13 protein-coding genes and 1 pseudogene are annotated in these 13,577 nt (G+C 68.1%); 10 read left to right on the top strand and 4 right to left on the bottom strand.

The features are described 5' to 3' along the window. Positions 1-97 (top strand): annotated as a pseudogene (locus tag ACK4IU_RS12840) (IS5/IS1182 family transposase); the annotation flags it as partial. A gap of 132 nt (positions 98-229) precedes the next feature. Here ACK4IU_RS12840 and ACK4IU_RS12835 read toward each other — a convergent pair. After that, a complete protein-coding gene (locus ACK4IU_RS12835) occupies positions 230-430 on the bottom strand; it encodes a SlyX family protein (protein ID WP_409735766.1) in 201 nt (66 codons plus the stop codon). Between the two features lie 66 nt (positions 431-496). Here ACK4IU_RS12835 and hisS point away from each other — a divergent pair, with 66 nt between their 5' ends. From hisS to hisG, 3 genes are all read left to right on the top strand, one after another. After that, entirely contained in the window at positions 497-1,969 is a 1,473-nt protein-coding gene (gene hisS, locus ACK4IU_RS12830) for a histidine--tRNA ligase (RefSeq protein ID WP_409735764.1), read from the top strand. Between the two features lie 115 nt (positions 1,970-2,084). After that, positions 2,085-3,182, top strand: a complete 1,098-nt coding sequence (locus ACK4IU_RS12825) for an ATP phosphoribosyltransferase regulatory subunit (RefSeq protein WP_409735762.1) — start codon at positions 2,085-2,087, stop codon at positions 3,180-3,182. Next, complete coding sequence (gene hisG, locus ACK4IU_RS12820; RefSeq protein ID WP_409735760.1) at positions 3,179-3,877, top strand: ATP phosphoribosyltransferase; 699 nt, start codon at positions 3,179-3,181, stop codon at positions 3,875-3,877. The genes ACK4IU_RS12825 and hisG overlap by 4 nt, the downstream gene beginning before the upstream one ends. An 87-nt stretch (positions 3,878-3,964) precedes the next feature. Here the strand turns inward: hisG and ACK4IU_RS12815 are convergent, their stop codons facing one another. After that, entirely contained in the window at positions 3,965-4,387 is a 423-nt protein-coding gene (locus ACK4IU_RS12815; protein ID WP_409735758.1) for a DUF1489 family protein, read from the bottom strand. Positions 4,388-4,498: 111 nt separating this feature from the next. Between ACK4IU_RS12815 and ACK4IU_RS12810 the strand changes: the two genes are divergently transcribed. Further along, the gene (locus ACK4IU_RS12810) at positions 4,499-6,766 is read left to right on the top strand and encodes an adenosylcobalamin-dependent ribonucleoside-diphosphate reductase (protein WP_409735755.1); all 2,268 of its coding nucleotides are present in this window, start codon (positions 4,499-4,501) and stop codon (positions 6,764-6,766) included. A 145-nt stretch (positions 6,767-6,911) separates the two neighbouring features. Here ACK4IU_RS12810 and ACK4IU_RS12805 read toward each other — a convergent pair whose 3' ends face one another. Next, the gene (locus ACK4IU_RS12805) at positions 6,912-7,802 is read right to left on the bottom strand and encodes an NAD(P)-dependent oxidoreductase (protein WP_409735753.1); all 891 of its coding nucleotides are present in this window, start codon (positions 7,800-7,802) and stop codon (positions 6,912-6,914) included. A 97-nt stretch (positions 7,803-7,899) separates the two neighbouring features. Here ACK4IU_RS12805 and ACK4IU_RS12800 point away from each other — a divergent pair, with 97 nt between their 5' ends. Continuing rightward, positions 7,900-8,889, top strand: a complete 990-nt coding sequence (locus ACK4IU_RS12800) for an MDR family oxidoreductase (RefSeq protein WP_409735751.1) — start codon at positions 7,900-7,902, stop codon at positions 8,887-8,889. A gap of 156 nt (positions 8,890-9,045) precedes the next feature. Here the strand turns inward: ACK4IU_RS12800 and ACK4IU_RS12795 are convergent, their stop codons facing one another. After that, positions 9,046-9,690, bottom strand: coding sequence for an FCD domain-containing protein (locus ACK4IU_RS12795; RefSeq protein ID WP_409735749.1), 645 nt, complete (start codon positions 9,688-9,690; stop codon positions 9,046-9,048). 133 nt (positions 9,691-9,823) lie between these two features. Between ACK4IU_RS12795 and ACK4IU_RS12790 the strand changes: the two genes are divergently transcribed. From ACK4IU_RS12790 to ACK4IU_RS12775, 4 genes are all read left to right on the top strand, one after another. Next, positions 9,824-10,945 carry a cupin domain-containing protein gene (locus ACK4IU_RS12790; protein ID WP_409735747.1) on the top strand — a complete coding sequence of 374 codons (1,122 nt, stop codon included), beginning with the start codon at positions 9,824-9,826 and terminating at the stop codon, positions 10,943-10,945. A gap of 9 nt (positions 10,946-10,954) precedes the next feature. Continuing rightward, entirely contained in the window at positions 10,955-11,848 is an 894-nt protein-coding gene (locus ACK4IU_RS12785) for a fumarylacetoacetate hydrolase family protein (protein WP_409735745.1), read from the top strand. Between the two features lie 89 nt (positions 11,849-11,937). Next, positions 11,938-12,867: a carbon-nitrogen hydrolase family protein gene (locus tag ACK4IU_RS12780; RefSeq protein ID WP_409735742.1), complete on the top strand. Its 930-nt coding sequence runs from the start codon at positions 11,938-11,940 to the stop codon at positions 12,865-12,867. Beyond that, positions 12,867-13,499 carry a flavin reductase family protein gene (locus ACK4IU_RS12775; RefSeq protein ID WP_409735740.1) on the top strand — a complete coding sequence of 211 codons (633 nt, stop codon included), beginning with the start codon at positions 12,867-12,869 and terminating at the stop codon, positions 13,497-13,499. The genes ACK4IU_RS12780 and ACK4IU_RS12775 overlap by 1 nt, the downstream gene beginning before the upstream one ends. Positions 13,500-13,577: the final 78 nt, after the last annotated feature.

The following is a 13,577-nucleotide window of genomic DNA, read 5'->3' as shown; positions in this document are numbered from 1 at the left end:
CAAGGACTGGCGACGGGTCGCAACGCGATACGACCGGTGCCCGAAGGTCTTCCTGTCCGCTATCGCCCTCGCGGCAACCGTCATGTTCTGGCTATGAAACGAGAACGAGTCCTGACCCTAGCTTGCCGAACAGAGGCGAGGAAGATTTCTTCACTAACAAACCCCTAACGTCCGCGAACATCCCTTTGTAATCAAAGCGGAATCCGGAAATGTCCACCGTGGACACCTCTCACCAGTGAGGCGGGCGGACGTTCGCTTCGGGGGCCTCCCCCCGCAGGGCCTCCTCCTCCGCGGCCCGCTCCATCAGCAGCCGGACACGCCGCTCCAGCCCCGCGATCTCGGTTGCCTGCCGGGCCACCACGTCCGACAGGTCTTCCACCGCCCGGATCAGGTGGGCCACCTTCTCTTCCAGATCGACCGAGCCCATCATACCCCCCGCTTGCCGCCTCTCCCCCCATCCGATACACGGACGGCGATCGAAAGCGAAGGTCCCGCCATGGCCGACAAGCCCCCCCGCCGCCCCCGCGCCGAGACCCCGAAGGGATTCCGCGACTACTTCGGGGCCGAGGTCACCGAACGGAAAGCCATGCTCGACCGCATCGCCGGGGTCTACCACCGCTACGGGTTCGACCCGCTGGAGACCTCTGCCGTGGAGACGGTCGAAGCCCTCGGCAAGTTCCTCCCCGACGTCGACCGCCCCAACGAGGGCGTCTTCGCCTGGCAGGACGAGGATCAGGACTGGCTGGCCCTGAGGTACGACCTCACCGCCCCCCTCGCGCGCGTCGCCGCCCAGTACCGCAACGACCTCCCCAGCCCCTACCGCAGGTACGCGATGGGCCCCGTCTGGCGGAACGAGAAACCCGGCCCGGGCCGCTTCCGTCAGTTCTACCAGTGCGACGCGGATACGGTGGGGTCAGCGTCGGTGGCGGCGGATGCCGAGATCTGCGCCATGCTGGCCGACGCGCTGGAGACGGTCGGCATCCCCCGCGGCGACTATGTGGTGAAGGTGAACAACCGGAAGGTCCTGAACGGGGTGATGGAGGTCGCGGGACTCGCGGGCGAGGACAAGCACGACGAACGCGGCATCGTGTTGCGGGCCATCGACAAGATTGACCGTCTGGGACCAGAGGGCGTGCGGGCGCTCCTGGGGGAGGGGCGGAAGGACGAGAGCGGGGACTTCACGAAGGGCGCCGGCCTGACTGCCGAACAGGCCGAGGTGGTGATGGGATTCACCACCGCCCGGCGCGACACGGGGCCGGAAACGCTGGCCCGGTTGCGAGAACTTGTTGGTGGCTCGGCGGTCGGGGCCGAGGGTGTGGCGGAGCTTGAGGCAATCGCTGCGCTCCTCGCAGCGCAGGGTTACGGTCCCGAGCGGATCGTGATCGATCCCGGTGTGGTGCGGGGGCTGGGCTACTACACCGGCCCGGTGTTCGAGGCCGAACTGACGTTCCAGATCACCGACGAGAAGGGCAGGCCACGCAACTTTGGCTCCGTAGCAGGCGGGGGAAGGTATGACGGGCTGGTAAGGCGGTTCACCGGGCAGGACGTGCCGGCGACGGGTGTGTCGATCGGGGTGGATCGCCTCCTCGCGGCGCTTCGCGCCAAGGGGCGCGTCGCTGGCTCCTCGGAGGGGCCGGTCGTCGTCACCGTGATGGATCGCGACCGGATGGCCGACTACATGGCCATGGTCGGCGAGCTGCGCCAGGCGGGCATCCGAGCCGAGGCCTATCTGGGCAATCCGAAGAACTTCGGCAACCAGTTGAAATACGCAGACAAGCGCGGCGCACCGGTGGCGGTGATCCAGGGCGGGGACGAGGCGGCGGCGGGCATGGTCATCCTCAAGGACCTGATCCTCGGCGCGAAGATCGCCCAGAGCGCAACGCTGGAGGAATGGAAGGACCGCCCCGCCCAGGTCGAGGTGCCGCGGGGAGAGCTGGTCGCCGCGGTCAAGCGGATGCTGGGCGCATGAGCCGCGGCTTTCCGCTTTGCGGGGCGACTGCGGTCCCCCCACCCCCATCCCCTCCCCACGGAGGGGGAGGGGAGGCGCGGTGCATCTGCCGTGGGCGCTGGGCGGAGGGTGGGGCATGACCCCCAAGGCTGCGATCCGGGCCGAGGGCAAACGGCTGCTGGCCGCCTTCCTGGAGGCCGGGGCCGTGGCGGTGGAGGCCGACATCCTGCAACCGGCGGGCACTCTGCTGGACCTTTACGGCGAGGACATCCGGGCGCGGGCCTATGTCACCGATGACCCGCTGCGCGGCGAGATGATGCTGCGCCCGGATTTCACCGTGCCGGTGGTGCAGGCGCACATGGCGCATGGGGCCGAGCCGGCGCGCTATGCCTATCTGGGCGAGGTCTTTCGCAAGCAGACGCGCGGGGCGCAGGAGGCGTGCGAGTATCTTCAGGTCGGCTATGAGGTCTTCGACCGTTCCGCGCCCGAGGCGGCGGATGCCGAGGTCTTTGCCCTGTTCGGCGACCTGCTGGGGGGCCTTGGCTTGCGCCCGGTGACCGGCGACATCGGCATCCTGATGGCGGCCGTCCGCGGGCTGGAGACGGCCGAGCGGCGCAAGGCGGCGCTGCTGCGCCACATCTGGCGGCCGGCGCGGTTCAAGGCGCTGCTCGACCGCTTTTCGGGCCGCGCGCCGGTGCCGGTGGGGCGGCTGCGGCTTCTGGAGCGGCTGCGGGCCGGCTCTCCGCTGGCGCTGATCGAGGAGGCCGGGACCTTCGTCGGGTTGCGCAGCGCCGAAGAGATCGTCGAGCGCGCCGAGGCCCTGCTGGCCGACGCAGAGACCCCGCCAATCCGGGCGACGGAGGCGGCGCTTCTTTACGACCTGCTGACGCTGGAGGCCCCGGCCGCCCATGCTTTGGCCCATCTGCGCGGCATCGCTCCGATGCTGCCGGCCATCGTCCCGGCGGTGGACCGCTTTGCCGCGCGGCTGGAGGCGCTGGCGGCGAAGGGCGTGGCGGTCGAGACGCTGGCCTTCGAGGCAAGTCACGGCCGGACCGCGCTGGAATATTACGACGGCTTCGTGTTCAGCTTTGTCGCCGAGGGGATGCCGCCGGTCGCCAGCGGCGGGCGCTATGACGCGCTGACGGCGGTGCTGGGGGCGGGCGCCTTCATCCCGGCGGTGGGCGGCGTGATCCAGCCCGGCCTGGTGGCGCGGCTGCGGGGGGCGCTGGCATGATCCGGCTTGGCGTTCCGTCCAAGGGGCGGCTGATGCAGGACTGTTTCGACTGGTTCGCCGCGCGCGGTGTGGTGCTGCGCCGCATGGGTTCGGACCGGGAATATGCCGGCGCGGTCGAGGGGGTTGAGGGCGTGACCCCGGTGCTCTTGTCGGCGGGGGAGATCCCGCGCGAGTTGGCGTCGGGGCGGATCCACCTGGGCGTCACCGGATCCGATCTGGTGCGCGAACAACTGGATGCGGACGAGGTGGCCGAGGTCGCCCGCCTGGGCTTTGGCCGGGCCGATCTGGTGATCGCGGTGCCGAATGTCTGGATCGATGTCGAGACGGTGGACGATCTGGACGCCGCCGCCGCCGCTTTCCGCAAGGTGCACGGCCACCGGCTGCGGATCGCGACCAAATATCACCGGCTGGTGCGCGATTTCCTGACTGCGCAGGGCGTGGCGGATTATCAGCTGGTGGACAGCCAGGGCGCGACCGAGGGCACGGTGAAGAACGGCACCGCCGAGGCGATCGCCGACATCACCAGTTCCGGCGAGACGCTGCGGGCCAACCACCTGCGGATCCTGCCGGACGGGCTGATCCATTCCAGCGAGGCGGTGCTTTGGGCCAGCCGGGCTGCGGCGTGGACGGCAGAGGACCGTGCGGCCCTGGCGCGGCTGTCGCAGATGCTGGGCGTGCCGGGCGTTTCCGTCTGAGGGCGGCACCTGGCCTTGCGGGCGCAGCGAGGGGTTTCACACCCCTCGCGCTCCCCGTGGAGTATTTGGAAAAGGGCAAGCAGCAGGTCAGTGCAGGCCGAGTTCGGCCAGGGCCTGCGCCAGTTTCGGGGGCAGGGGGTCATCCTTGGCACGGCCTTTGGGAAGGTCGCGTGGGCTGTCTTTCGGTTCGAGGTAGCGCCAGCCCTGGAAGGGGCGGCGCGGGGCGGCTTCGGTGCGGATGACCTCCTGGTCGAGGACGAGGGTGCAGCGCGGGATCCCGTCGCCGAGGTTCACCTCCTGCAGGTCGAGGATGCGCTGCCGGCACAGGATGACGCCCTTGATCACCCAGTAGAGCGAGCCGCCGTCCAGCACCTCGGCCTCGCGTTTCGGCCACATGCGGGTGACATGGATCGCCCGGCCCTCGGGCCAGTGCGGGCGCTGGCTGCGTTGCCAGTCAAGGAGGTCCTCGACCGAGTCGGCGCCGACGCAGAGTTTCAGGAGGTTGATCATGCGCCTGATCATAGGGCCTGCGGCGGGCGCTTCAAGTTGACCCCCGGGGGGCAGGGGCGTATCTTGGGCCTTCCGCCGGACTTATCCACAACAGACAGGAAGATTCGCCCGATGTCGCGATTCCATGCCCCCATCGCCGAAGCCATCTGGGACATGAAGTATCGCTTCAAGGAGGCGGATGGCACACCGATCGACCGCACGGTCGAGGACACTTGGCGGCGGATCGCGCGCGCTCTGGCTGAGGTGGAGGCCGAGCCTGCGATATGGGAGGCCGAATTCTATTCCGCGCTGGAGGACTTCCGCTTCCTGCCGGCCGGCCGCATCACCGCCGGGGCGGGGACGGGGCGGTCGGTGACCCTGTTCAACTGCTTTGTCATGGGCACGATCCCGGACACCATGGCCGGCATCTTCGACAGTCTGAAGGAGGCCGCGCTGACCATGCAGCAGGGCGGCGGGATCGGATACGATTTCTCGACCATCCGGCCGCGCGGGGCGCCGGTGGCGGGGGTGGCGGCGGATGCCTCGGGGCCCTTGTCGTTCATGGATGTCTGGGACGCGATGTGCCGGACGATCATGAGCGCCGGCAGCCGCCGGGGGGCGATGATGGCGACGATGCGCTGCGACCACCCGGACATCGAGGCCTTCATCGAGGCCAAGCGCGATCCCGCGCGGCTGCGGATGTTCAACCTTTCGGTGCTGGTGACCGATGCCTTTATGGCCGCGGTAAAGGCCGATGCGGCATGGGAGCTGGTCTTCGGCGGCAAGGTCTACAAGACGGTCGAGGCGCGCGATCTTTGGAACAAGATCATGCGGTCCACCTTCGACTATGCGGAACCGGGAGTGATCTTCATTGACCGGATCAACGCGATGAACAACCTGGGCTATTGCGAGACGATCGCGGCGACCAATCCCTGCGGTGAACAGCCCTTGCCGCCTTATGGCGCCTGCCTTCTGGGCAGTATCAACCTGCCGACGCTGGTGAAGGATGCCTTCGAGGCGCATGCCTCGCTGGACATGAAGGGGCTGGACCGCCTGGTGCGTGTCGCGGTGCGGGCTATGGACAATGTGGTCGATGCCTCGCGCTTTCCGCTGCCGGCGCAGCAGGCCGAGGCAAAGGCCAAGCGGCGCATCGGGCTGGGGGTCACGGGACTGGCGGATGCGCTGTTGATGGTCGGCCTGCGTTACGGGTCCGAGGAGGCGGCGCGCGTCATCGAGATCTGGATGCATGCCATCGCGCGGGCGGCCTATCTGGCCAGTGTCGATCTGGCGAAGGAGAAGGGGGCGTTTCCGCTGTTCGACGCAGAGGGCTTCCTTGCTTCGGGCAACATGCGGCAGATGGATGCCGACGTCCGCGAGGCAATTGCTAAGCACGGCATCCGCAATGCGCTGCTGACTTCGGTCGCGCCGACCGGGACGATCTCGCTTTATGCGGGCAACGTCAGTTCGGGGATCGAGCCGGTCTTTGCCTATGCCTACACCCGCAAGGTCTTGCAGAAGGACGGGTCGCGGACCGAGGAGGAGGTGGTCGATTACGCCGTCCGCCTCTGGCGCGAGAAGTTCGGCGACAAACCCTTGCCCGACCATTTCGTCAACGCCCAGACCCTGCCGCCCCTGGACCATGTCCGGATGCAGGCCGCGGCGCAGAAATGGGTGGATTCGTCGATCTCGAAAACGATCAACTGCCCCGAGGACATCAGCTTTGACGCTTTCAAGGAGGTCTACATGGCCGCCTGGGATCGGGGCTGCAAGGGCTGCACGACCTATCGACCGAACGACGTGACCGGGTCGGTCCTGACCGTCAGCGAGAAGGAAACCGCGCCAGTTGCCGCGCAGCCGGTGACGGGGGGCGAGGTGGTCTATCTGTCCGAACCCCTGGAGCGCCCCGCCGCGCTGGAAGGCCAGACCTACAAGGTGAAATGGCCGGGAACGGAACACGCCCTCTACATCACGATCAACGACATCGTGACGGCAGGCCACCGCCGACCGTTCGAGGTCTTCATCAACTCCAAGAACATGGAGCATTTCGCCTGGACCGTGGCGCTGACCCGGATGATCAGTGCAGTGTTCCGGCGCGGCGGGGATATCTCCTTTGTCGTGGAAGAGCTGAAAGCCGTCTTCGACCCCCGCGGCGGGGCCTGGATGGAGGGGCGCTACATCCCCTCGATTCTCGCCGCCATCGGCGGAGTGATCGAGCGCCACCTGATCGACATCGGCTTCATCGCGGGGGAGGGGCTGGGGCTGAAATCAGACCCGAAGGCCGAAATGATGCGGATCGGTGAGGCTCCGAGGCGGGCTTGCCCGGCCTGTGGCAGCTACGATCTGCGGATGGTGGAGGGCTGCCTGACCTGCGGGACCTGCGGGCATTCGAAGTGCGGGTGAGGGGCGTCTGTTGAAATGAGCGCCTTGCGGCGCGCGCCTTATGTCTCGCGTCCTTGCGTGAAGGACGCAAGGACACTCGGGCGTCGGGGGCACTTCGCCCCCCGAACCCCCAGAGGATATTTGCGGACAGGCGAAAGGCCGTGGGTCAGGTCGGTTTGACCCCGTTTGCCCGCGCAACGAAATCCACAAGGTGGGGCACATAGTCCTCTGGCCCCGATCCGCCCTGCGCCATCGCGGCGGCAAAGCTGTTCTTCGCCGCGCTGGCCATCGTGGTGGCGACGGTCGCGGCGTTGGCCATCGACTCGAGGTAGCGCAGGTCCTTGTAGGCGTTCGAGAGGGTAAAGCGGTGGGCCTCGCGGTTCCCTTCCAGCGCGTAGCCCATGAAGGTCTGGTAGAAGCCGCAGTCCATCCGGCCGCCGCGGATCACGCTGTCGAAGGTGGCGGTGGAGATGCCGACCTTGGCAGCCAGCGCCAGCGCCTCCGCATAGAGCGCCGCATAGCCGAGCGAGAGGAAGTTGTTCAGAAGCTTCATCCGGTGGCCATCTCCGACCCGGCCGATGTGGACGATCTTGCCGGCCCAGGTGGCGATGACGGGCCGGATTCGGGCAAAGACCTCGGGGTCCGCGCCCACCATGCAGTCGAGCGTGCCGGCCCAGGCCTCCTTCGGGGTGCGGCCCAGGGGCGCATCGGCAAAGTGGATGCCCTTGGCAAGCAGGTCGGCCGCGAGGCGTTCGGTCACGGTGGGGTCGGACGTGGAGCAGTCCACGATCACCGCGCCGGGTTTCAGGTGCGGGGTCATCCTTGCCACGGCCTCGGCCACCTGCGGCGAGCCGGGAAGGGTGAGGAAGACGATGGTCGCGCGGGCGGCGAGCTCCTCGATGCCGGCCTCGGTGGCACCCCGCCCGATCAGATCGTCCACCGGGGCGCGGTTGCGGTGGGCGGTGACGGTCAGGGGGTAGCCCTTCTCGACGATGTTCTTCGCCATGCCGTGGCCCATGAGGCCCGCGCCGATGAAGCCGATGTGTTCCTGGGTCATTTGGGAATCTCCTTTCGGCGGAGAGTGCGGCAGGGCGGCCGGGTTGACAATCCCGGCCGGGCAGGGCGGACTGCGGGCGGATCAAAGGGAGGATGCGATGTTCCGTGCGCTGGTGCTGGAGAAGGAAGGCGATGCCGCCGTGGCCCATGTCCGCGAGATGGAGGACAGCGCACTGCCTGCGGGCGATGTGACGGTCGCGGTGGAATATTCCACCCTGAACTACAAGGACGGCCTTGCGCTGTCGCCCAACGGGGGCGGTATCGTGCGGACTTGGCCGCATGTGGCGGGGATCGATTTCGCCGGGACGGTCGAGGTCTCGGAGGATGCGCGTTACAAGCCCGGAGACAAGGTGATCCTGACCGGCTGGCGGGTCGGTGAAACCCATTGGGGCGGCTATGCCCAGAAAGCGCGGGTCAAGGCGGATTGGCTGGTGCCGCTGCCCAAGGGCCTGACAACGAAGCAGGCCATGGCGGTGGGGACGGCCGGTTTCACGGCCATGCTGGCGGTGATGGCGCTGGAAGAGCACGGCCTGACGCCCGAGAAGGGCGAGGTGCTGGTCACCGGGGCCGCAGGCGGCGTGGGCTCGGTGGCGGTGGCGATCCTGGGGCGGCTGGGGTATCAGGTCGCCGCGGTGACTGGGCGGCCCGAGACGGAGGGCTATCTGCGCGACCTGGGCGCTGCGCGGATCGTGCCGCGGGCAGAGCTGGCCGAGACGGTGAAGCGTCCCCTGGAAAGCGAGACCTGGGCGGGCTGCATCGACGCCGTGGGGGGCGCGATGCTGGCGCGGGTGCTGGGGCAGATGAAGCATGGCGCCTCGGTCGCCGCCGTGGGACTAGCGGGAGGCGCGGCGCTGCCGGCCAGCGTGATCCCCTTCCTCTTGCGGGGTGTGAACCTGCTGGGTATCGACTCGGTGACGGTGCCCTACGACCGCCGGGTGCGGGCCTGGGGGCGGGTGGTTTCGGACCTGCCGATGGAGAAGCTGGAGGGAATGATCCGCCCTGCCCGGCTGGCCGATCTGCCCGAATTGGGGGCGGCGATTCTGAAGGGGGGCGTGCAGGGCCGGGTTGTGGTGGATGTGAACGCCTGAGACCTGTCCACGCAGGACAGGATTCTCAGGCCTTTGGTTTCAAGGGCTTGGACGTGGTCGTTAGGACTCTGGCAAGGTTTGCTCGCCCAGCCGGAGCGATGAACCTGACCGGAGAGGCGGGCTGAAGCGCGACCTGCGGGGGTGCGGCAGGGGCGGTCAGGCCGCCGCCATGCCGGAGCGGATCGTGGCGGCGGTGCGCAGGTAGTGGTCGCGCAGAAGCTGTTCGGCCAGCGCCGCGTCGCGGGCGAGTACGGCGTCGGCAATGGCCCCGTGCTCGGCGTCGATGTCGCGCTTCTGCGGGCCGGCGGCGGTCAGCGCCGGGATGCGGTAGCGTTCGGTCGCGGCATAGAGGCGCTCGAAGAAATCCATCAGCCAGTCCGACCCGCAGGCCGCCAGCAGCGCGCGGTGAAAGGCGTGGTGGCGGGTCTTCAGCTCGTCCACGTCGCCGTCCTCGCGCCGGGCCTGCCGGCGCAGCGCGTAAAGCGCGGCCACGACCGAGGCTTCCCAGGCATCGTCACCCCGGGCGATCGACAGGCGCAGCGCCTCGGTCTCGATCAGCAGGCGGGCGTTGAGGGCATCCTCGAACTCGGCCAGCGAGCGGGACGAGACGCGGAAGCCGCGCAGCGACTCGGCGGTGACCAGACGTTCGGCCTGCAGCCGGTTCAGGGCCTCGCGCAGGGGGGAAAAGCCCATGCCGTAGCGTTCCGACAGATCGGCCAGGCGCAGCGGGCTTTCGGGGGCGAAGCTGCCCTCGACGATGTCCTTGCGCAGGGAAACATAGGCTTTTTCGGCCAGCGTCATGATCGCACCCTTGTCCGGGGCAGCTTATCCAGCGCGCCCGAAACGTGCAATTCGATAATTTTCGAAAATCTTACTTGGCATCGAAAATGATTCCGGCATAGTTGGGCAAGCGCCACCAAGGGGAGGGGAGAGCATGGCCACCACGCGCGAGAACCACCGTGAGGATGTGATCGGCCGCGCCAATGTCGAGGATACGCCCGAGCTTCTGGCCTATTACGACCAGCTGGAGGGGTTCCATGCCGGCGCGCTTTGGACCGTGGCGAACAAGATCGAGCCCTGGCAGCCGAAGTCGCAGTCGGTGCCGGTGGTCTGGCGGTACAAGGACCTGCGCGACCATGTGATCCGCTCGGTCGATCTGGTGACGCCGGAAAAGGCGGGGCGGCGGGTGATCTACCTCAACAACCCCGGCCGGCAGGACGTGGCGGCGGCGGTGGGCTGGATCTATGCCGGCCTTCAGGTGATGAACCCCGGCGAGGTCGCCAGCGCGCATCGCCATTCGGCCTCGGCGATCCGTTTCATCATGGAGGGGTGCGGGGCCTACACGGTGGTTGACGGCCACAAGATGACGCTCGGCGCGAACGACTTCGTGCTGACCCCGAACGGGACCTGGCACGAACACGGGGTCAGCGCGGACGGCTCGCTCTGCCTGTGGCAGGACGGGCTGGACATCCCCTTCGTCAACGCGATGGAGGCGAATTTCTACGAGGTCCACCCGGACCTGAACCAGGCGGTTGGGTATGCCGTCGATGACATGACGAAGACCTGGGGCAATCCGGGGCTGACGCCCTATGGCGAAAGCTGGCGCAAGGGCTACAGCCCGATGTTCAAGTATGAATGGGCGCCGACCTACGAGGCCCTGACGAAATACGCAGGCTGCACGGATGGCAGTCCGTTCGACGGGGTGATGATGGAGTATGTGAACCCGGTGACGAACGGCCCGGTGATGCAGACGCTGGGCGCCAGCATGCAGATGCTGCGGCCCGGCGAGGCGACGAAGGCGCACCGACACACGGGCAGCTACCTCTACCATGTCGCCAAGGGGCGCGGCCATTCGATCATCAACGGCAAGCGCTTCGACTGGGCCGAGCGAGACATCTTCTGCGTGCCCTCCTGGGCCTGGCACGAACATGTCAACGGCTCGGACCGCGAGGATGCCTGCCTCTTCTGCCTGAACGACCTGCCGGTGATGCGGGCGCTGGGGCTCTATCGCGAAGAGGCCTTCGGGGACAACGGCGGCAGGCAGCCGCTTCTTTAGGGACAGACCATGAAACTTGTGACCTATCGCGCCTCGGTCGAGGGCGCGGCCCGACTTGGGGTGATCGAGGGCGACAGCGTGATCGACGCGGGCCGGCTTGGCCTGCCCGACAGCATGCTGGGCCTGATCGAGGCCGGACCGGCCGCGGTGCAGGCGCTGCGGGCCGCGCTGCCCTCGGCCCCCTGGGGCGCGCGCCTGCCGCTGGTCAACGTGCGGCTCCTGGCGCCGATCCCGCGGCCACGGAAGAACATCTTCGGCATCGGGCTGAACTATGTCGAACATGTCGCGGAAAGCGCGGCCTCGCTCGACACCGCCAAGGACCTGCCGAAGCAGCCGGTGGTCTTCTCCAAGCCGCCGACCACAGTGATCGGGCCGGGGGACGCGATCGGGCACGACGCCAGCATGACGAAACAGCTCGACTGGGAGGTGGAGCTTGCGGTCATCATCGGCACCACGGCCCGCCGCGTCCCGCGGACCGAGGCGCTGGCCCATGTCTTCGGCTATTCGGTGCTGATCGACGTGTCCGCCCGCGACAACCGGCGCGCGGGACAGTGGATCTTCTCCAAGGGCATGGACAGCTATGCCCCCTTCGGCCCCTGCATCGTCACGGCGGACGAGATCCCCGATCCGCAGGGGCTGGACCTGTGGCTGACGGTGAACGGGGTGGAAAAGCAGCGCTCGAACACCCGCCACATGCTGTTCAAGGTGGACGAGCTGATCGCCGACATCTCGACCGGGATCACGCTCGAACCCGGCGACATCATCGCCACCGGCACGCCGGAAGGCGTGGGCGCGGGGCGCAACCCGCAGGAATGGCTGAAGCCGGGCGACGTGGTCGTGGGCCAGGTCCAGGGCATCGGCACCTTGCGCAACCCGGTGGTGAATTCCACCCCCGAGGCTTGACCCGCCGCTTTCATCTGTCTGCAAATATCCTCTGGGGGTCCGGGGGGCGAAGCGCCCCCGGGGCCTCCCACCCCAAGAGGAGGCATCCCATGTCCACCCCCTTCACCGCCGCCGTGGTCCAGATGGCCTCGGTCCCGACCGACCCGATGGCCACCGCCGAACAGGCGGCCGCACGTCTGCGCGAGGCGGCGGGCAAGGGCGCCCGGCTGGTCGTCTTCCCCGAGGCGCTGATCGGCGGCTATCCCAAGGGCGCGAGCTTCGGCGCGCCAGTGGGCATGCGCAAACCCGAGGGGCGCGTGGCCTTCGCCCGCTATCACGCCGCGGCCATCGACCTTGACGGGCCCGAGGTCGCCTGCCTGGCCGAGGCCTGCGCCGAAACCGGGGCCTTCGCCGTGGTGGGCGTGATCGAACGCGACGGGGCGACGCTTTACTGCACCGTCCTCTACCTCGACGGCGACAAGGGGCTGGTCGGCAAGCACCGCAAGCTGATGCCCACGGCGGGCGAGCGGCTGATCTGGGGTTTCGGCGACGGGTCCACCCTGCCGGTGTTCAAGACCGATCTCGGCACCATCGGCGCGGTGATCTGCTGGGAGAACTACATGCCTGCCCTGCGCATGCACATGTATCACCAGGGCGTCACGCTCTACTGTGCGCCGACGGCGGACGACCGCGACACCTGGCTACCCTCGATGCAGCACATCGCGCTGGAGGGGCGCTGCTTCGTCCTGACCGCCTGCCAGCACATCACCCGCGCGGCCTACGGGCCGGACCACGAAAGCGCGCTGGGCGACGATCCGACCCAGGTGATGATGCGCGGCGGGTCGGCCATCGTCTCTCCCCTCGGCCGGGTGCTGGCCGGGCCGGATTTCACCGGCGAGACGATCCTTTACGCCCAGATCGACCCGGCCGAGGTGATGCGCGCCAAGTTCGATTTCGACGCGACCGGCCATTACGCGCGGCCCGACGTGTTCCAGCTGGTGGTGGATACCCGGGCCAAGCCGGCGGTGCGGGAGGTCTGATGCGCTACGACCTCGACCAGGTTCCCGAGCCGATTGCCTACAAGCTTCTGGCCGCGACCGTGATCCCGCGACCCATCGCCTGGGTGGTGACAAGGGGGGCGCAGGGCGTGAACGCCGCGCCCTATTCCTTTTTCAACGTCATGGGCTCGGCCCCCCCGACCATCGCCCTGGGCCTGATGGCCGCGCCCGACCGGGGCTTCAAGGACACCGCGCTGAACATCCTGGAGACCGGCGAATTCGTGGTGAACCTGGTGCCCGAGCGGCTGGTGCAGGCGATGAACCTGACCTCGGCCGACGCCCCGCGCGGGGTGGACGAACTCGCGCTCGCCGGGCTGGAGACGCTGCCCAGCCAGCACATCGCCCCGCCCCGGATCGCCGAAAGCCCCGTCGCCTTCGAGTGCCGCGCGCTGTCTTCGGTCGTGACCGGGCCGTGCCAGACGGTGGTGATCGGCCGCGTCCTCGCCGTGCATATTCAGGATCGCTACCTGAAGAACCCCGAGCGCGCCCACATTGACACCGACGCGCTGGACCTCGTAGCCCGCAGCTTCGGGTCGGACTACATCCGCACCCACGACCGGTTCGACCTGCCGCGCCCGACCTGGGCGGGCTTGCAGGCGGCGGGAAAGGTTTGATCCGGCACGCCTTTGTCGAAAGTCGGAGGATTTTCGAAAATCCTGTTGACAGGCCCGCACCCCGCCAACAAGCTTTAC

The sequence above is a fragment of the Tabrizicola flagellatus genome, assembly GCF_046295235.1.
GTDB lineage: Bacteria > Pseudomonadota > Alphaproteobacteria > Rhodobacterales > Rhodobacteraceae > Tabrizicola > Tabrizicola flagellata_A.
This window is presented reverse-complemented; position numbering and strand designations above follow the sequence as displayed.